Origin of the sequence: Flavobacterium hydrocarbonoxydans (assembly GCF_009789235.1) — a bacterium.
Taxonomy (GTDB): domain Bacteria; phylum Bacteroidota; class Bacteroidia; order Flavobacteriales; family Flavobacteriaceae; genus Flavobacterium; species Flavobacterium hydrocarbonoxydans.
This window is the reverse complement of the sequence record NZ_WSTB01000012.1, coordinates 1-19,023: the sequence shown is the minus strand read 5'-3', so window position 1 is coordinate 19,023 and position 19,023 is coordinate 1. Positions and strand designations below refer to the sequence as shown.

Here is a 19,023-nt window from a genome sequence, read left to right as displayed (position 1 = left end):
AGAAAATCTAATGTGTAAAATAATAAAAAAAGGAACCCATGTCGAGTTCCTTTAGTTTATTTTGAATGAGAAAAATTAATCTTCATCGTCTTCATCATCATCTTCATCAGCTATGTCTTCTTTATCTTCATCGTCTTCGTCATCTCCACCATCAACATCTGGCTTGTCAAGATTATCATCATCGTCATCGTCGTCACTATCATCTTCAAGATCAAGACCTTTTACTGGTTCGATTGTGTCAACATCAAGATCGATATCATCATCTTCATCGTAATTTTCGATTCTGTCAGCAAGTTTAGTACTAATTTTTACTAAATAAATAGTGTCTTCAGTACGTACTTCAACAGCTTCGATCAATTCGTTTTTAGCATTTCTAAAACGGATAACATCCGAATCATCATAACCATCAGGAAATTTTTCTACCAAAAGGTTTAAAATTTCGTTGGTAAGTTTAGCGTAGTCAACTATAACTCTTTTCATAAATATTCTATAAATCTAATAAATAGGCAAAAATTAACGGAGCAACAATGGTAGCATCCGACTCAATAATAAATTTTGGAGTTTTAATATCTAATTTACCCCAAGTGATTTTTTCGTTAGGAACTGCACCGGAATACGAACCATAACTGGTTGTTGAATCCGAAATCTGGCAGAAATAACTCCAAAATGGAATATCATGCATCTCCATATCCTGATACAGCATTGGCACTACGCAAATCGGGAAATCTCCAGCAATACCACCACCAATTTGAAAGAATCCAATTCCGTTTGTGCTATTTTTAGGATACCAGTCGGCAAGGAAAGTCATATACTCAATTCCTGATTTCATGGTTGATGCTTTCAAATCTCCTTTTATTACATAAGAAGCAAAAATATTACCCATGGTGCTATCTTCCCATCCTGGTACAATAATAGGTAAATTTTTCTCAGCAGCAGCATACATCCAGCTGTCTTTTAAGTCAATTTCGTAATATTCTTCTAAAACGCCTGATAACAACATTTTATACATGAATTCATGCGGAAAATAACGCTCTCCATTATCATCGGCATCTTTCCAGATCTTATAAATATGTTTTTGCAAACGACGAAACGCTTCATGCTCAGGAATACAAGTGTCAGTTACACGATTTAGTCCTCTTTCAAGCAACGCCCATTCGTCTTCTGGTGTCAAATCACGATAGTTAGGCACTCTTTCGTAGTGGGAGTGAGCAACTAAGTTCATAATATCTTCTTCAAGATTAGCTCCTGTACACGAAATAATCTGAACTTTATCCTGACGAATAATTTCGGCAAAAATCTTTCCAATTTCAGCTGTACTCATTGCTCCAGCCATACTTACCATCATTTTAGCACCATTTGCTAATTGTTGTTCATACGCTTTGGCAGCGTCAACTAAAGAAGCAGAATTAAAGTGTAAATAATGCTTTTCAATAAACTGACTGATTGGTCCTTTCATTTTTTTTTTTTTTTTTGAATTAAAAGTTTTAACCTTTTAGATGTTACTGCAAATTAAGAATTTTATAAATAGTAATTTTTAATGTGCCCGTTTTTTTTTATACTTTTTTTGTATATCCTAAAATCTTCAATACATCGTCAGAAGTTTGTTGTTCTGAAAAAACTTCAGTTCCTAAAATTCCGTTTTCATCACGATCTATCAAAATGTGTTTTGGCTGCGGAATCAAGCAGTGGTGCAAACCACCATATCCTCCAATTGTTTCCTGATAAGCTCCGGTATTAAAGAAACCAATATACAATGGTTTTTCTTTGTTGTATTTAGGCAGATAAATAGCATTCATATTTTGTTCTGAGTTGTAATAATCGTCACTATCACAAGTCAATCCTCCTAATAAAACCCGCTCGTAAGTATCATTCCAACGGTTTACTGCCAGCATGATAAAACGTTTGTTTATTGCCCAGGTATCTGGCAAAGTGGTAATGAAAGACGAGTCGATCATATTCCATTTTTCTCTGTCATTTTGTTGTTTTTGATACAAAATCTGGTAGATTGCGCCACCGCTTTCACCTACTGTAAAAGATCCAAATTCTGTAAAGATATTAGGAACATCTACTTCCGCCTCATCACATGCAATTTTAATCTGATTGATAATTTCATCAATCATATATTGGTAATCGTACTCAAAAGCAAGAGAGTTTTTAATCGGGAAACCACCACCAATGTTCAAACCATCCAGAGTAGGGCATTCCTTTTTAAGCGCAATATATACTTTAATACATTTTACCAATTCGTTCCAGTAATACGCTGTATCGTTGATACCGGTATTAATGAAAAAGTGAAGCATTTTTAGCTCTAATTTATCATTTTCCTGGATTTGTTTTTTATAAAATGACACAATATTCTTGTATCCAATTCCTAATCTTGAGGTATAAAACTCAAATTTAGGCTCTTCCTCAGCAGCAATACGGATTCCAATTTTGAATTTTCCTTTAATTTCTGCCTGAAGCAAATCTAATTCTTCATAATTATCAATAATCGGAATCGTGTTTTTATGTCCGTTATTGATTAATCTTGCAATATTGCTAATGTATTCATCTCTTTTGAAACCATTACAAATTACATAAGTGCTTTTGTTGATTTTACCGTTTTCTAATAAATTCTCAACAATATTAATATCAAAAGCCGAAGAAGTTTCTACGTGAATATTATTTTTGAAAGCTTCATTCATTATGTATTCAAAATGAGAACTTTTTGTACAATAACAATAGTAATATTTTGCTTCGTATTTGTTCTTTTCCATCGATTTTCTGAACCAGGCTTTTGCCTTGTTTATGTTTTCAGAAATCTGTGGCAAATAGGTGAATTTTAATGGTGTACCATATTGCTCAACCAGTTTCATTAAATCGATATTATGAAAAAGAAGGTTGTCTTTATTTAATTTAAATTCCTCTTGCGGAAAATAGTATGTTTGATTTATTAAGTCAGAATATTTTGTATTCATTTATTTGTCAATATTTTAGAAAATGATTTTAAATTTAGAAAACGATACTAAATCTTAAATTCAAACCCTAATATTGGCAAATACAATAGGTAACTTTTCATGTTCTGCCTTCGAAAATTGAAAAGTATCAAAACAAAACGGACTTTTACTATTATAAAAACGGTTCAACATCCTTAATAAAGAACTGTTGAGACGATTTCTATAAGAACTAAAATGTCTTTGTTTATTGTTTGTTTTCATCGTGGCAAATGTAAAAAATAATCTATACCTAAAGCAAAGCTTTTTATTAAAAAAAGTTTAAGATTTATAATCCTCAAACGCGCTTAGAATCAATTTATTTTCAACCAATTGGTTAATTTTAATTTTCCCAATTCCTTCGATTAACGCAAATTGAATGGTTCCGAACTCATTTTTTTTGTCGTGAATAAGCAATTCCATGATCGGTTCTATGTCGCTTTCTTCTATTTGTACCTCTTCATAAATAGCCTTAATTGCGGTTTTGATTTCAGCATATTCTGCTTCAGAAATTAAATTTTTATGTAATGAAATGTAGCTTTCCAAAATCATTCCGATGGCAATCGCTTCACCATGTAACAAAGTTGTTTTTGTTTCGCTTTCTAAAAAATAACTTTCGATAGCATGACCTAGAGTATGTCCAAAATTCAAAGCTTTACGGATATTTTTCTCTGTTGGATCCTGAATTACAATTTCGTTTTTGATTTCAACCGAACGATAAATTAATTCATCAAAATCAGCGTAATCAATTGATTTTAAATCTAAAAACTGTTTCCAATAAGGCGCATCATAAATCAAACCATGTTTTAGCATTTCTGCCAATCCAGAACGCATTTCTGCCTGAGAAAGAGTTTCTAAATATTGAGTATCAATCAAAACCATTTGAGGAACATTAAAAACACCAATCTGGTTTTTAAGATTTCCTAAATCAACACCCGTTTTTCCTCCTACAGAAGCATCTACCATAGATAATAAAGTAGTTGGGATATTGATAAAATTAACACCTCGTTTGAAAGTTGAAGCCACAAATGCACCCAAATCCGTCACAACACCACCTCCCAGATTGATAACGAGCGATTTTCTATCGGCACCCAAATCAGTCAAAACATTCCAAATTTCGATACAGGTTTCGATGTTTTTATTGGCTTCGCCAGCTTCAAACTCGATAATTTCAATATTTAAATCGGTTTCAATAATAGGTAACAGCTTTGGTAAACAATGTTCATTTGTCTGATTATCAACAATAATAAACAAATTAGAATATTTATTTTCTTTTAAATGTGTATTTAAAGCTTCGTAGGCATTTTGGTTGAAATGAACGAAATAATTATTGGCTTGAATAGATTGCATAATTCATTGGTTAATTGAAACCGCAAAATAAGGCATTTTTAACTATATAATATTCAAATTTGCATTCAAATTTGTTTAAAAACGAATCATTCTAGATAAGTTTCAAAGTGAAAATTTATAAATGATAAAATCTTTCTTAATAATTTAACTTTAACAGCAATCTTATTAGTGATATTAAAAAATATGACATCATTTAGTAAATAATATTCAAAACTCTGCCTATATTTGCACAAAAAACTGACCTTAATGGAAAAAATATTCGACAACACCCAAGTTGCATTTTCGTTAAAAAGCGATACAGAACTTGATAGAGCTTATTTTCTTTTTAAAATGATTGACAGTCAACCCTTAGTAAGGATAGGAACTGCCGTTACCAATTTTGCTATAAAAGCCAATCTTCCGGTAGAAGGATTGATACGCGCAACTGTTTTTGACCATTTTTGTGGTGGTGTAAATGAAGATGATTGTATTACAGTAGTTGACAAAATGTTTACTAAAGGTGTTTCATCTGTTTTAGACTATTCAGTTGAAGGAAAAGAAGAAGAAGAGCAGTTTGATGCTGCTTTAGAAATGACATTAAAAACGATAGAATTTGCTAAAGAGCGTTTGGCAATTCCATTCGCAGTTTTTAAACCAACAGGTTTTGGTCGCTTCGAATTGTATGAAAAATTAGGAGAAAAACAAACGTTAACTCCAGCAGAACAAGCAGAATGGGATAGAGTAGTGGCCCGTTTTGATCATGTTTGTAATGAAGCACACAAAAAAGATGTTGCCTTATTAATTGATGGTGAAGAAAGCTGGATGCAGGATGCTGCTGATGATTTGGTTACTGACATGATGCGAAAATATAATAAAGAGAAAGCGATTGTTTTCAATACATTACAAATGTACCGTTGGGATCGTCTGGATTATTTGAAAAAACTCCATGAAGTAGCTAAAAATGAAGGATTCTTTATTGGAATGAAATTGGTTCGTGGTGCTTACATGGAAAAAGAGCACAAAAGAGCTGAAGAGAAAAATTATGTTTCGCCAATTTGTGTTTCTAAAGAAGCTACCGACGAAAATTACGATGCTGCTGTACATTATATGTTAGAACATTTGGATACTATGGCCATTTTTGCAGGAACTCACAACGAATTGAGCTCTTACAAATTGATGGAGATGATGCAGGCAAAAGGAATTGCAAAAAATGACCCAAGACTTTGGTTTGGACAATTATACGGGATGAGTGATAATATTAGTTATAACCTGGCTGAAAACGGATACAATGTGGCTAAATATTTGCCATTTGGACCTGTAAAAGACGTGATGCCATACTTGATTCGCCGTGCTGAAGAAAATACTTCTGTAGCCGGGCAAACAAGCCGCGAATTGTCTATGATTAAAGCAGAACGCAAGAGAAGAAAAGGAAAATAATAGTTATTATTTTTTCAACAAAAAAAGCTCCAATGAAAATTGGAGCTTTTTTATTATTCAGTATTTTTATTTGATTCCTAATCTTGATTTTAATTTTAAAAACAATAGAGCGATTCTATAAGCATCTTCAGACGGGGAATTTCGGTCGCTTTTTGGGATTTTATAAATTTCGGATAAATCGTCTAATGAAAATTGTTTGTCGTTGATGTCTTTTAATTTTCGATACATCATATCAACATCAAGGGCTTCATTTTTTAATCTTCCGCAATCTAATCGTTCCAGTCCGGCATTGATCATTTCGATATCAAAATTAATGTGATGCCCAACTAATACGGCATTTCCAATAAAATCTATCAAACCTTGTAACGCGTCCTCTTCAAGCAGTTTTAGCATTTTGCTTTCTACTATAAATTCGTTTGAAAGATTATTATCATGCAAAAATTTATATTGCAGCAATACTGCTTCGAAACTATCTTTAATAACAATATTGTTATCCACAACTCCAAATGCGCCTAGCGATAAAATAACGTCTTTTTCAGGATTTAAACCCGAAGTTTCCGTTGAAATCACAACAAATCTGTTTGGTTTCGTTTCGAATTTGGTCAAATAGTTTTTCCAAAAATCGGGATGTTCCTTATTTATGTTTTTTAACCAGTCTAACATACTTATGAAAATTGGGTAAGTTGAAATTTACTCTTTATCAATTCTTCAAGATCCTTCATTGGAGTTAGTGCATTTTTCAGCTTCTCCCGGTCTGTTTTTGTTAAATCTCTTATATTGATAAATTCTCCTGAATCATCATTTTTTAATCCTTCCAGTGTTCTAAATTTTGACAAGGTTAAGAATGCTTCTGCACAGCTTAAATAAATTTCTGCATTTTTAGAATCTGTAATTGCTAATTGCTTGAATCTCAAATAGGTATTTTTGATACCTTTAATGTTTGAACTTAAAATTAATAATCGGGCAGAATCTATCAAAGGCATTAAAGCTCGTGTTTTGATATCAAATTTACCTTTGTGAGGACCTTCTTCTTCAATAATAAATTTCTTAAAGAAACTCAAAGGCGAATTCTTTTTCAAGGCATCATTTCCTAAAAAGTCAAAAAACAAAGTATTGTTAGTGGCGTTTTTGAATATCACACCTTCTATTGCTTCTTCGATTTTAGGTTCTCCAAATGCGATTTCATAATCAAAAAAGATACTGCTCAAATCATTGCTGTTTTCACCTGGAGTATTCATCCAGCTATTGTATTGTTTTGTCCAGTCAGTCAATGATTTACACCAAAGCATATTACTTGCCATGTGGCCATTTGGGCAATAATCATAACCTACTTTTTCAAGGATTGAAGTTGTTCTTTTTGCAAGTCTTAAAAAATAGTCTTTTACATCTCTGTATTTTTCTGAAGTTACATCTTCGAAAATTAAAATACTATCCTGATCTGTGAGTAAAAGTTGTTCTTTTCGACCCTGACTACCAATACTTAACCAAGCAAAACGGGCAGGAGGAGAGCCTAAATCTAAAATGGACAACTCTACCGCACGTTTTATGATTGCTAAATTAATTTCGCTCACAATATTACTGATATGTGAAATCGGAATGTTTTTTTGAATCGAATTTTGAATCAGGTCGGATAAGCGATCTCTAATTTGTTTTAAATCTTTTGGAAGCTGTGAGCGTTTAATCTCTTTGATTAATACACCAGGATTACTCGCTTGTGCCACAATTAAATCATGTTCAGAGATAATTCCTTTTACAACAGATTTGCTTGTACCGTCTTTAGTTACGCATAAATGGGTAACATTATGCTTCAGCATCAACAACTGAGCTTCTGCTAATGATACATTTTCAATAACAGTAACCACCGGCGATGACATTATTTTATCAATAGTTTCGGTTATCGGATAACGTCCTGTTGCGATTTTTGAAGCTAAATCTGCTTCTGTGACAATACCAATCGGATTGTTCTTTTCGCACACCACCACATTATCGACCATAGCTTCGGTCATTAAAATGGCTACGTCTTTGACAATGCTGTTTTGATCAGTCGTTAGAGGAGAGTTATTATACGTTAAAGTCTGAATATATTGCATTTCAGTCTGTTGGTCATTATAATATCCTGTATCCGAAATCAATTTACTTCCTTGATTAACAGTATCTTTAGTGTGTCTTGAATTAACAGCAAAACTTTCCAGTAAAAAATTTAACACATCCGAATTGTTAGCTACGAAAGGTCTGAAAACAGCAATCGGAATGGCATAAACAATACTTTCTTCACGTGCTTTTGCCGTCATCATATAATTATTCTTAGCAAAAAAAGGTCTTAAACCAAAAATATCGCCTTCATGACATTTATTCAATATCGTTTCCTCAGCATCTGCAATAGTAGTAAGATTGATTGTCCCATTGGCAACAACATAAAAACTATCATGTAAAACGTCATTAATTTGAAATAAAACACTATGTTTTTCTAAATTTAAAACACGAATATTTGTAGCAATATCTGACAACTCATGAAATGATAAGTTATTAAATGGCGGGTATTCTTTTAAAAAATCTGCAATATGCTCAGCAATAGTATTCATACGTTTTTTGATATTTTTTAAGGTATCGAATGTAAAAATAATAAAATAAACTCTTACAATGAAAACCTTAACTACAAATGTAAATATTTTAAAGAAATAGAAAATTTAAACTAGAAAGCTTATGAATTTTGAATTATTAATAACTAATTCTATCATTACAGTATAAGCATTAACAATGCTAAAACTTATAAGCTTAGAAATTGTTGTTTTAAATTGAATAATACAAGAGTATGTTGAAAAATGCTATTTTACATAATATAAATTATAGTTCATTTGTGGTATAACTAATTAACAATTACCACATGGCCTTAAAACGATCTTCTTTAGAGAATTACACTCTATTACTTGTAGAATTAAACAAGATGCGTCACACAAATTTCAATGCAAAAACATTTTTGAAAAAAATGCGTCCATTTTGCAAAACCTCTCATTTAAAGTTTAAAACATTATTTCTAAGAATCCGTGGTTCAAATATAGGAATTACAATTCGAGTTTGTACGGATTGCTTTATAGTAACTCAATCTTTTTGTGTTCACGAATTTATTTTTTATTGCAATTCTCAGAAAACACTTATTTCAAAACTTCTTAAACATAATCTTTTAACACCTTAATATATGTCTACAATTATACTTTTAATCCAAAAACGAGAAAATTTACTCTTGGAATTAGCTGGTTTAAATCATGATTTAAACGAGTATTCAAAAAATCCTGTAGAAACTGTCGATTTGCTTGGTCTAAAACATCAGCATGATTTTACTATTAGAGAGATCACAAAAATTGGTCAGCAGATAAATGTTTTTTTTAATTCTCAAATTTCAAATTATAAAAACAAATTTTTTGAAATCGAAAAGAAAATAACTGAAGCTGTTTCGAAAAAGGAATTTACAATAAACGATTTACCCAAAAATCATTATTCGCTGTGGCAAAATTTAGAAAATTAATTTTTTGCTACTCCCCTTTCGATTTTTTAATAGTTGCCGTAGGGTATAACGGCAACTAACTCACTCAAACCTACTAAAAAACTATGATTTCATATAAAGAAAGGCATCAAGCCCAGACTAAATTTAAAAACAACAATTTAAAACCTACTCTTATAAATATTGACTACTTAATTATTAATCTCGAGGGTCAGCCGTTTGGAGAATTTCCCGAACATTCAAAATTTCGTTTGAAACCTTACGAATACGGAACTAAAATATTTGAATTAAGAGCAGACTTATATTATGAAGATTTAAAAATTGGTATTTATACCGCAAAACCTCGTTCTGTTATCATGAACGAACAATTTGCACAGCTTCAAATTGAAAACAACCTATTTTACACATTGTCTAACGATGCCTTAAGAGGTATCATAAACGCTTTTTGCGATGAAACGAACTATTTATTTAAGTCAGTTAATAGACTCGATATATGCCTTGATAAGTCTGATATCAACAATTCTTACCGTAATTTATATAGTAATGTTGTTGCAGGTAACTACCTTATTTCGGGGCGTCCGAAAAATTTACAAAGCTATTTTGAAACCTACAAAGGAAAATCCATACTTAACGGCTTCCAAATTGGCAAAAGAACATCCGATAAAATAATAAGATGTTACAACAAAACGCTGTCATTGCAGTTAACTGAAAAACCGTATATAAATGAATATTATGCGAATAATGGTTTGAAAAATGACAATGTTTGGCGTTTTGAATATCAGTTAAACTCTGCGTTTTTCAGAGGTTTAAACGAATATTCCAAAACAGACATAAATGTCAGTCAGACAATGACTTGGGGTATTTTTGATAAAGCAAATCTTTATGAGTTATTGAAAATTGCAAATAAAGGTTTTTTTGAACTTCGTGAGAATACTGGTAAAAGTCAAATTAATAAAGAGAAACTTATTACTCTGTTTGATTTTGATTTTTTACAATCACAAATTACAAAATTCAATCCTATAATTAAACGCTTAAAGAAAGTTGTTCTTTCTTCAACGACCATTAAAAAACGTCTTGCAAAATCTCTATTTAGAGAATATTACGCTAACAATCAGGATATATCCTATATCGTTGCTCTAAATCTTTTACTTCAAGATATGGACATGATTACTGAAAATCAACTTTTAGTTTGGTTTCAAAACAAATTACATTTCTATCTGCATGAATTTAGAACAAAGGAAAAATTAGTAAATGATTTTGATTCTGAATTATTTCACGAACATCAACTTTTATTTTTATAAGCCATGAAAACACAGAATACAAGCCAAAAAGTCACAAAAACTCAATTAATGCACCTTCTTGAAGTTAGTTATCCAACTGCAAGAAAAGAGTATCAAACTATTTTAGATAGCCTTGCGCTAAAAAGAAAATATTTAATGATTTCAGATTTAATTGAGTACAAAATTCTTTCTTAAAATGGTAAAAATTAGAAAAAAATAGAAAGGAATAGAAAGAATTGGAAAACGTCAAATAATAGTTGCAATAACCTTTGTGAAAGAAATTAAACAATTAAAATTAATAACAAATGAAAATTGCAACTATTACAGGCGTTACAAAATCGCCAGAATTACAAGTAACAAAAGCAATCGGTGCTTTGATTCTTTCAAGTGATTTGCCTTTATCAGGTTTAACTACTGAAAAAATTAGTATTTACATTGAACGTGGAAATGGTTCGAATGTCATTTTAGCAAATAAAGTTTTGCTTAAAGATTTCATTTTAGCAAGTACCTACGGAACTGAAAATACACAATCCGATGAAGATAATGCTTTGATTGCATTATGTGAATTGGCAGACGAAGGTTCAATTTATCTTGCAGATAAAGAGAGTATTAAAATTACTCTTGAAGATTTAATTGCAGGTAAACGCTACGATTTACACGGAATTGAAGAGCCACAGCAAACAAACAATTTATTCTTCTTTGAACAAAAATCTGTTGCTTCTGAGGAATTCAATAAAAAAATTGATGTTCAGGGGTTTGATTTGGCGGTTATGACTGTTGACGAGTCAGTTAGTGATTTGTCTTATCAGTATTCAAATGGTCAGGTAGTTAAATATCTTCCTTTTGAACTGCAAACTTTAAGCCGTGATATTGACCCAATTCAAGCAGTTCTTGCAGACGGAAAAGTGCTTCAAGGTTTAACGGATAGATTAACCTTGCCTTTAGTGGCTGTTGTTGGTATTGAGATCAACAAGTCGCAAGGCTCGATTATTAACTTCGTCGTAAGATGTTTAAAAACTGTGTAAAATATGGGATTCTTTAAAAAAATTGGTCAATCCATTAAGAAAAATGTCTCGTTTAAAAACTTGGTAAAAGTTGCGACTACTGCCGTTGGTTTTGTGCCAGGCGTTGGTGGAATTGCTCAAACAGTAATTGGAAAAGTAACTGATGCTGTCGAAGCAAAAAAACTTGCTAAAGAAGCAGAAGCGCAAGGAAAACAGGCAGAAGCTGATTATTGGAATGCGCAAACTCAGGCTTTAAATCAAAGTACTGCTAAAACTGTTGGTGCTGTCGCAGGTGCGGGTGCTAATATTTTTGGTGAAGCTGTTGTAAATGGTGTCAATGATGGTTTGAGTGCAGGCGTTGTTAAAGGTAGTGGTCAGGTTGGTGCTACTGTTGTAAGTTCAACTATAAAAGTATGGTTTGAAAGAAATTGGAAAATTGTTATTGGGGCGGTCGCTGGTCTTATTGCATTGATTTGGTTTATAAGACGTGATCGCAACAATTCAGGTAAGAGAGTTGCTAGAAAGAGATAACAAGCCGAAAAATTACTATCGAATCTATCTTATAGTATTTCTGATAGATTCGGCAGTAATCATAGTAAAAAAATTGGCTGAAATCATATTAATAATTAAACACATTATAAAATAATGGCACAAAATAAAAAGAGTTATAATTCTAATAATCAGAATAATAACAATAACAATCAACAAAAAGTTAAGCATTCAGGTGCTAAAAACACAACCTATACCCCTGTTTCGGGTCCTAATAAAGGTGTTGAACAACATTTAACAACGGGTTGGAGATTGTCAAAAGGAGAATTGATAGCAATTAAGTGTGTAACAACAACTAAATCAAATCTATCTGATAAAGGTTGGTTTGGCTCTGTAGCATGCACTTTTACAAACACTAAAACAGGCGTTCAATCATTTCATTGGGGAACAATGCAAAAAAACGGTGGTAAGGTTGTAATTGACAGTATGGCTTTTGTAATTAATCCACGTGCGAAAAACGGAGGTTATGCAGGGACATTTATTCGTTCGAACTAATGTTTAAGGTACTATTAAAATTCCTTCCTCTGATTTTACATGAAGGTGTTGATTTACTTAAAGAGTATTTAGAAAAAAGAAAACAATTAAAACAAAATAAGGCATGAAAAATTTAAAAGGAATTGTTTCGATAATTGGTATTATCGTAAAATATGGTGCGGTTGTAACTGCAATTTTAAAAGGTATTCAGGTTGTATCTGACGAATTAAGTAAACTTGATTTTGGAAAAGATGAACCTCAAACATCTGCTAATCCACAAATTGCACAAGAAAATGAGTAGTTTTTTAGGTCGAAAAGATTTAACGAGAGGAATTCGCAACAACAATCCGGGCAACTTACGTTTGACAAATATTGCTTGGCAGGGTAAAATTCCAAATAAGCAAAACACAGATAAAGAGTTTGAACAATTTACAGATGTAAAATTTGGTATTCGTGCAATGCTCAGGGATTTGACAAATGACATTGACAAGGGCAAAAATACAGTAAGAAAGTTGATAACTGAATATGCACCTCCATCTGAAAATGATACTCAAAAGTACATTGACGTTATTTCTAAGGCTGTCGGTTTAGATCCTGACCAAACTATCAAAATTGTTGATGCTAAGTTTTACTTAATTATTGCGAGAGCAATCATCAAACACGAATGTGCTCCTAATCATAATTTAATTTACGATTCCGACATTCAGGATGCTATTGACATTATGGGAGATTACAACCTTTCAGGTATTACTGTAACGGCTCAAAAGAGATTCAAATTCAATTATTTGATTATTCCTGTACTACTTTTTTTTTATACTGTTTACAGCGTTACAGTCTAAACAAACGCTCAAAAAGATAAAAATTATTAATTCAAAAATTTAAACAAGATGTTAGATAAAATCAAACTTTTTTACGCAAGCAATAAGACTATTTCAAATGTTGTATTAGTTGCTTTGGCAGGTTTTTTAGCTTATAAATTATTCAAGAAAAAATAATTATGGCTCAAAGAGAGATAGTAAACAGAACGAAGAGCCAAGCCAACACAGTTTGGCTCTTTGATTTTTTGCAAAAATACTGGCTTTTGGTTGTTGGTATCATTGTGTGTTATCCATTATTTAAAAAATGGTATGCTAAATTCACACAAGATGCTGAGGAAAAAGCTTTGGAAGATGCAGAAAAAGATTTGAAAATTGCGGTTTCGAATCCAATGACTAAAGAAATTGAATTGAACAAAATTACACCTCGTAAAGAAGTTCACAACATAGCAGAGTCTTTAGCTGTATGGTTAGGAACAAATAAGCAAACAAAAGATGCGCCTTGGTACACTTGGATAACTGAACCTTTTTCGAATTTTGAAAATGAAAAAGAAACAATTAACGAGTTACTTAAAGTAAAACAGGCTTCAACTGTTCCGTTAGTAATTGGCTGTTATTATGTTATTACTAGACGTGATTTAAAAGCAGATTTAAAAAAATATTTATCAACCTCGGACTTGAAAAAAGCTCCTTTATTTAATTAAAAAATATGGATTATATACAATACATTGATGATACATACTCTGTAAAAGTAAAGGAGCTTCCGTATTACGATGAATATGGTTATGCGGTCAATAACATTCAAACACCGTTTTTTATAGTAGCGGTTTTTAAGGACAATAAACGTGTTAATGGTGTTTCTTTTGTTGATTATGATAGTCTGCCTATGCTTTCTGTAATTAATGATTTAGGGAATGTAGATTTAAATGTTATTCCCGAAAATTATTTTGCAACAGCTTTCACAGAAATGTTTCTTAGAATTCCATTTGCAACTACTGCGTCAGGTGTAGAAGTTTCAAATTTTAATGACTTTCAAAAGAAGCCGTTAAGATATTTGAAAGAATATAAATTACCGCAATTTAGATTAGATGGTAGATTTTCACAAGGTTCTGGTTACGCTTATGATACAAGAGTTTATTCTTTGATTAAGTTGGGAACAATTCAATCGGATAATAAATTTTACACGGCGTTTTACGATACCTATAAAAATGGAACTCATATTGATACTTTAGAATTTCAAGGAGAAAACCCAAATTACATTAGAAACGGCTATGATTTGGTTACGTCTTTTCCTGTTCAGAATAACGGTAGTATTGTTCAGTTTGGAGATTTTTATGTAAAAATGACCACTGTTAATCCTTATCCGTATGGTCTTAGCGTTTTTATATTTACAGATATAAGAACTAATGAATTTTGGTCTTATGTGAATTATATTGAAGCCGGTACGAGTATTATTAAAAAAGGAGAATTTGATATTTCGACGTTTGTTTGTGTAAACGGAGGTTTTAAGATTAAGAACCTTCTTTATGGAATAGAGTTGCAAATCAGTAATATTTATGGCTAATACTACTCCAACGCCATACAGCTGTACAATCTTTAATAAAGATAAAAGTATAAGACCTATAAAGATTGAGTTTTGCAAATCAATATTTTATCTACATAATTGGTGTAAAAATGTCGGGTTTGATTATCACTACATTAATATTTATAATCGAAAAACGGGTAATTATATTTCTAGACAATACTGTAATGATTATATAATAGACAAGCCTTTGTATTAATTTACAAAGGCTTGTTTTTTTACTTACGTAGGTCTAAAGCATCGATACATTTTAAATTATTGAAAAACTTAGTTTGTCCTTTTTCTGTAACTACAAAGTCATCATTTCCATCAATACTAATTCTTATTTTGTCAATTGGTTCTTTTTCAAGTAGGCTTATTTGTTCAGTTATATCAACCGTTAAAACCGTGGTTCCGCATTTTATTTCTGTATCGTAACCATCAATTTTTAATTTCTCACCATTTTTAAACTGTATATGAACATAAGAATTTTTAGATCTGCATCCTTCCATATTTCCTATGAAACTCAATAGAATAAGCTTTTTATCTGTTTTGTTTTCAACATATTTTGTTATTATGTATGTTAATCCATTTTTTGCTAGCATGGTTTCGTAAAAGCCAACGCTATAAGTCCAGATATCATCAAAGTCATCATATTGATACGTAGTGTAACATTTGTGTTCAATTTTGCAGACACCCTTTTCTAGTTTCTTTTCTTGTGAATGTGAATTAAATCCGATTAACAATAAAATTAATGCAAGTAATTTTGTTTTCATCTTTTGCGGTTGTTTAGTTTTTTGACTAAAGTAGTATTTTTTTTATTATAATTATTTATTCTTTTATAGCAATTGACAAAGTGAAATTAAAATTATTGGCACTATATTTGGAAATCTTTAGTAATTATAAACTCACAAACAAAACCGCATGAAAAAAATTACTTTATTACTTATTATAATGTGTTCGTCTGCTGTTTATTGTCAAGATGCTGACATGAAATTATATATAGAAAAAACAGAAGTTGTTTCTTTTGACCAATATGATTTTATTAAAAAAGTGAATCAGTTCTATCCTGACATACTTGTCAGTAGGCAGGTGACAAATAATATTGTCAATAATTTAAAAGTTCAGGAAATATTAACTACTGATTTTCTTTATGAAACGCCAAAAGATTGTGATGCTTACAAAGTGTCAATTAGTAAATCAAATACTTCCTTAGATTACTTTTATAAATTAAAAGATGGAACTTTCGTATCTGGAGATATTCGACTTTTTGCGGGTTCTGTTGTTCGAACCTTATATAAGTTAAAAGATAAAACGAGAGTTATTCAATATTATGTAGATGGAAAATTATTGAATGAAATAAAATAACTGAAATAAAAAACAATAAATGAACCCCAATAAAACGGGGTTTTTTTATGTCCGTATTTTTTTTATACCTTTAGATTTCTGCAAAATAGGGGTTAAAAATGCTGTTAATAAAGTTGTTAACATCTTCTTGGACATACTGCAAACCATACTATAAATTATAGTTCAATTTGTAATAGCTAAAAAAAACTCAAATAGTACGTTATTCAAGCTTCATTCAGTACACAAAGAATCATATCATTCATAAAGCTTCTCCAGAATCACTTCTTTCGGAATTAAATCTGATCCGTTTCTTTTATCAAATTGTAGTTGGTCTTCGTTTACTATCAGAATTGCATTGGATGAGATTTCATTTTCAGATTTTAATTTAATGTAAGCTTTGTCTTCTTTAATATATCCGGTAATTTCTAATGATCCGGTGCTTAGTTTAGGATCAGAATTTATAACTTCGGCAGAACCATAAACTTTTCCAAATGACTGCGCTATATTCATAATCAAAATATATTTTTTGCTGCAGGATTTACAATTTTCATTGCTCCAGGTTCCGGTAAACGGATTTGTTTGTGAAAATGATGAAAACGAAACGAAAATCAATAAAATGAACAGGAATTTTTTCATGATTAAATGAGAGTTTAAAACGGAACCAAATATAAAATAAAAAAGCACCGCATAATGGGTGCTTTTAAAATATTAATAGTTAAATGTTTTATCCTTTTTTAAGATAAACAGCTTTACCATTAAGTGAAACTTCAATTTCGTTTGTGTTTTTATTAAATGTTGTTCTCAAAACATTACCATTAAAATATGTAATATCTCCATAAACTACTATACCGTCTTTTGTAGTATATTCAAAAACAACTTTTTTGTTGTCTGGCTCAATTCCTAATCTGTATTTTGAAAAATTAGTACCTCTTAAATCAAATTCCTGCTGCGAGTCGATTATCTTATCATCAGCATAAAAATTGGTAACTTGTTTGTTTAGTGTGATGTCCGGATAAAATTCATTCACTTTTTTTAGTAGCTCAAACTGACTGATACTTACGTCTTCGATTTTGGTGGTAATGGTTTGTGCAAATGATACGCTGCTAAAAACTAGCGTTAAAAATAAAATGTACTTTTTCATAATTTATATTGTTAGGTTGTTATTCGTTTCAAACATTTTGAAACTTCAATAATATCTTTTTTCAATGGAATATTATTGTTCCAAAGGTAGTTAGTTAGTAGTGCTCATCATTTTCATAACCTTCTAAAAAAATTATATAATAACCACTTTTCGTATAAATGGAAATACTTGTTTATAAACCCCAGTAAATATTTACCTTTGCCGGAATTAAAAGCAATTTCTGAGATAATGACAACAAAAAGATACGTTACACTTATACTTATTCTAGGTTCTTTAACTGCCCTTGGGCCCTTTTCAATCGACATGTATTTACCTGGTTTTTCAGGTATTGCAAAGGATTTAAACACTACAGTTGCTAAAGTTTCTATGAGTTTATCAAGTTATTTCATCGGAATTTCAGCCGGACAATTGCTTTACGGGCCTTTATTGGATCGTTTTGGACGAAAAAAACCTTTATTTATTGGTTTGTTAGTCTATATTTTAGCTTCTTTAGGTTGTGTTTATGTAGCCGATATCGATACGTTTATTGCGTTGCGTTTTGTTCAGGCTGTTGGAAGTTGTGCCGCTACAGTGGCTTCGGTAGCGATGGTTCGTGATTTATTTCCTGTAAAGGATATTCCAAAAGTATTTTCATTATTAATGCTTGTTTTAGGGCTTTCGCCGATGTTAGCGCCAACGATTGGTGGTTATGTTACCGAAGATTACGGTTGGCATACGGTATTCCTTATATTAATGTTTATGGGAATAGCTATTCTGGCTGCATCACAAATCGGATTACCAAATAGCTACAAACCAGATACCTCCATTTCATTAAAACCTAAACCAATCATTGCTAACTTTTTAAAAGTACTTAAAGAACCACAGTTTTTTACGTATGCTTTTACCGGTTCTATCGCTTTTTCGGGTCTATTTACTTACGTTGCGGCCTCACCTATCATTTTTATGGATATTTATCACGTGGATGCTAAGACCTACGGATGGATTTTTGCTTTTATGTCGGTGAGTTTTATTGGGTCGAGTCAATTAAATTCTGTTTTATTGAAGAAATTTTCAAGCGAACAGATGATTTTCGGCGCTTTGATTTCGCAATCTGTAATTAGTTTAATTTTTCTGATTCTGGCTTTAAATAATCTTTTAGGATTGTATGAAACTATTGCCATGTTATTTTTATTCTTGGCCTGTTTAGGGATTTCGAATCCTAATACTGCCGGGCTAACAATGGCGCCATTTGCTAAAAATGCAGGAAGCGCATCGGCTTTGATGGGTGCAATTCAGCTTGGATTGGGAGCTTTGGCTTCGTTTGCGGTTGGAATTTTTGTGCATGATTCGGTTGTGCCAATGGTGGTTATTATGACCGCTACCACTATCATTGCATTTATTGTTTTGAATATTGGAAAACGTTTCATCAAAGAAAAAATAGTAATTTCTGGAGATGATAAGACTGTTATAGGACATTAAGGGGAATTTCAAAGTCCAAAGTCCAAAGTTCAAAGTTCAAAGTTCAAAGTTCAAAGTTCAAAGTTCAAAGTTCAAAGTTCAAAGTTCAAAGTTCAAAGTTCAAAGTTCAAAGTTCAAAGTTCAAAGTTCAAAGTTCAAAGTTCAAAGTTCAAAGTTC

General features: G+C 31.5%; 22 protein-coding genes. 13 read left to right on the top strand and 9 right to left on the bottom strand.

Annotated elements, in window-relative coordinates:
- Positions 1–75: 75 nt before the first annotated feature.
- The 4 genes from GON26_RS18030 to aroB form a co-directional block, all read right to left on the bottom strand.
- Positions 76–480 (bottom strand): DNA primase, encoded by a 405-nt coding sequence (locus GON26_RS18030; RefSeq protein ID WP_160376168.1) that lies wholly within the window; start codon positions 478–480, stop codon positions 76–78.
- A 7-nt stretch (positions 481–487) separates the two neighbouring features.
- A complete protein-coding gene (locus GON26_RS18025) occupies positions 488–1,456 on the bottom strand; it encodes a deoxyhypusine synthase family protein (protein ID WP_160376167.1) in 969 nt (322 codons plus the stop codon).
- A 97-nt stretch (positions 1,457–1,553) separates the two neighbouring features.
- Positions 1,554–2,957 carry a type III PLP-dependent enzyme domain-containing protein gene (locus tag GON26_RS18020; protein ID WP_160376166.1) on the bottom strand — a complete coding sequence of 468 codons (1,404 nt, stop codon included), beginning with the start codon at positions 2,955–2,957 and terminating at the stop codon, positions 1,554–1,556.
- A 297-nt stretch (positions 2,958–3,254) separates the two neighbouring features.
- On the bottom strand, positions 3,255–4,322 hold the full coding sequence (aroB, locus tag GON26_RS18015) for a 3-dehydroquinate synthase (protein WP_160376165.1): 1,068 nt from the start codon (positions 4,320–4,322) through the stop codon (positions 3,255–3,257).
- A 246-nt stretch (positions 4,323–4,568) separates the two neighbouring features.
- On the opposite strand from aroB, the gene GON26_RS18010 reads away from it, so the two are divergent.
- Complete coding sequence (locus GON26_RS18010) at positions 4,569–5,738, top strand: proline dehydrogenase family protein (protein ID WP_160376164.1); 1,170 nt, start codon at positions 4,569–4,571, stop codon at positions 5,736–5,738.
- A gap of 66 nt (positions 5,739–5,804) precedes the next feature.
- Here the strand turns inward: GON26_RS18010 and GON26_RS18005 are convergent, their stop codons facing one another.
- Complete coding sequence (locus tag GON26_RS18005) at positions 5,805–6,401, bottom strand: 3'-5' exonuclease (RefSeq protein ID WP_160376163.1); 597 nt, start codon at positions 6,399–6,401, stop codon at positions 5,805–5,807.
- A gap of 2 nt (positions 6,402–6,403) precedes the next feature.
- Positions 6,404–8,320, bottom strand: a complete 1,917-nt coding sequence (locus tag GON26_RS18000) for a DUF294 nucleotidyltransferase-like domain-containing protein (RefSeq protein ID WP_160376162.1) — start codon at positions 8,318–8,320, stop codon at positions 6,404–6,406.
- A gap of 614 nt (positions 8,321–8,934) precedes the next feature.
- Between GON26_RS18000 and GON26_RS17995 the strand changes: the two genes are divergently transcribed.
- The 10 genes from GON26_RS17995 to GON26_RS17950 all read left to right on the top strand — a co-directional run bounded on the left by GON26_RS17995 (position 8,935) and on the right by GON26_RS17950 (position 14,923).
- On the top strand, positions 8,935–9,261 hold the full coding sequence (locus GON26_RS17995) for a hypothetical protein (RefSeq protein WP_160376161.1): 327 nt from the start codon (positions 8,935–8,937) through the stop codon (positions 9,259–9,261).
- 83 nt (positions 9,262–9,344) lie between these two features.
- Positions 9,345–10,538, top strand: a complete 1,194-nt coding sequence (locus tag GON26_RS17990) for a replication initiation factor domain-containing protein (RefSeq protein ID WP_160376160.1) — start codon at positions 9,345–9,347, stop codon at positions 10,536–10,538.
- 3 nt (positions 10,539–10,541) lie between these two features.
- Entirely contained in the window at positions 10,542–10,712 is a 171-nt protein-coding gene (locus GON26_RS17985) for a hypothetical protein (RefSeq protein WP_158283862.1), read from the top strand.
- Between the two features lie 110 nt (positions 10,713–10,822).
- Entirely contained in the window at positions 10,823–11,542 is a 720-nt protein-coding gene (locus tag GON26_RS17980) for a hypothetical protein (RefSeq protein WP_160376159.1), read from the top strand.
- 3 nt (positions 11,543–11,545) lie between these two features.
- Positions 11,546–12,052, top strand: a complete 507-nt coding sequence (locus GON26_RS17975; protein WP_160376158.1) for a hypothetical protein — start codon at positions 11,546–11,548, stop codon at positions 12,050–12,052.
- 114 nt (positions 12,053–12,166) lie between these two features.
- On the top strand, positions 12,167–12,565 hold the full coding sequence (locus GON26_RS17970) for a hypothetical protein (RefSeq protein ID WP_110835154.1): 399 nt from the start codon (positions 12,167–12,169) through the stop codon (positions 12,563–12,565).
- A gap of 103 nt (positions 12,566–12,668) precedes the next feature.
- The gene (locus GON26_RS17965; protein WP_160376157.1) at positions 12,669–12,845 is read left to right on the top strand and encodes a hypothetical protein; all 177 of its coding nucleotides are present in this window, start codon (positions 12,669–12,671) and stop codon (positions 12,843–12,845) included.
- Positions 12,838–13,383, top strand: coding sequence for a hypothetical protein (locus GON26_RS17960; RefSeq protein ID WP_160376156.1), 546 nt, complete (start codon positions 12,838–12,840; stop codon positions 13,381–13,383). Before GON26_RS17965 ends, GON26_RS17960 begins: the two co-directional genes overlap by 8 nt.
- Before the next feature lie 158 nt (positions 13,384–13,541).
- Positions 13,542–14,063, top strand: coding sequence for a hypothetical protein (locus tag GON26_RS17955; RefSeq protein WP_160376155.1), 522 nt, complete (start codon positions 13,542–13,544; stop codon positions 14,061–14,063).
- A gap of 5 nt (positions 14,064–14,068) precedes the next feature.
- Positions 14,069–14,923, top strand: coding sequence for a hypothetical protein (locus GON26_RS17950; protein ID WP_160376154.1), 855 nt, complete (start codon positions 14,069–14,071; stop codon positions 14,921–14,923).
- 236 nt (positions 14,924–15,159) lie between these two features.
- Here GON26_RS17950 and GON26_RS17945 read toward each other — a convergent pair whose 3' ends face one another.
- Entirely contained in the window at positions 15,160–15,696 is a 537-nt protein-coding gene (locus tag GON26_RS17945) for a hypothetical protein (RefSeq protein WP_160376153.1), read from the bottom strand.
- Positions 15,697–15,844: 148 nt separating this feature from the next.
- On the opposite strand from GON26_RS17945, the gene GON26_RS17940 reads away from it, so the two are divergent.
- On the top strand, positions 15,845–16,288 hold the full coding sequence (locus GON26_RS17940; protein ID WP_160376152.1) for a hypothetical protein: 444 nt from the start codon (positions 15,845–15,847) through the stop codon (positions 16,286–16,288).
- A 234-nt stretch (positions 16,289–16,522) separates the two neighbouring features.
- Here the strand turns inward: GON26_RS17940 and GON26_RS17935 are convergent, their stop codons facing one another.
- Both GON26_RS17935 and GON26_RS17930 read right to left on the bottom strand, forming a co-directional pair.
- Positions 16,523–16,903: a hypothetical protein gene (locus GON26_RS17935; RefSeq protein ID WP_160376151.1), complete on the bottom strand. Its 381-nt coding sequence runs from the start codon at positions 16,901–16,903 to the stop codon at positions 16,523–16,525.
- Between the two features lie 88 nt (positions 16,904–16,991).
- Positions 16,992–17,408 (bottom strand): hypothetical protein, encoded by a 417-nt coding sequence (locus GON26_RS17930; protein ID WP_160376150.1) that lies wholly within the window; start codon positions 17,406–17,408, stop codon positions 16,992–16,994.
- A gap of 228 nt (positions 17,409–17,636) precedes the next feature.
- Between GON26_RS17930 and GON26_RS17925 the strand changes: the two genes are divergently transcribed.
- Positions 17,637–18,866 carry a multidrug effflux MFS transporter gene (locus tag GON26_RS17925; RefSeq protein ID WP_160376149.1) on the top strand — a complete coding sequence of 410 codons (1,230 nt, stop codon included), beginning with the start codon at positions 17,637–17,639 and terminating at the stop codon, positions 18,864–18,866.
- The last annotated feature ends 157 nt before the right edge of the window (positions 18,867–19,023 follow it).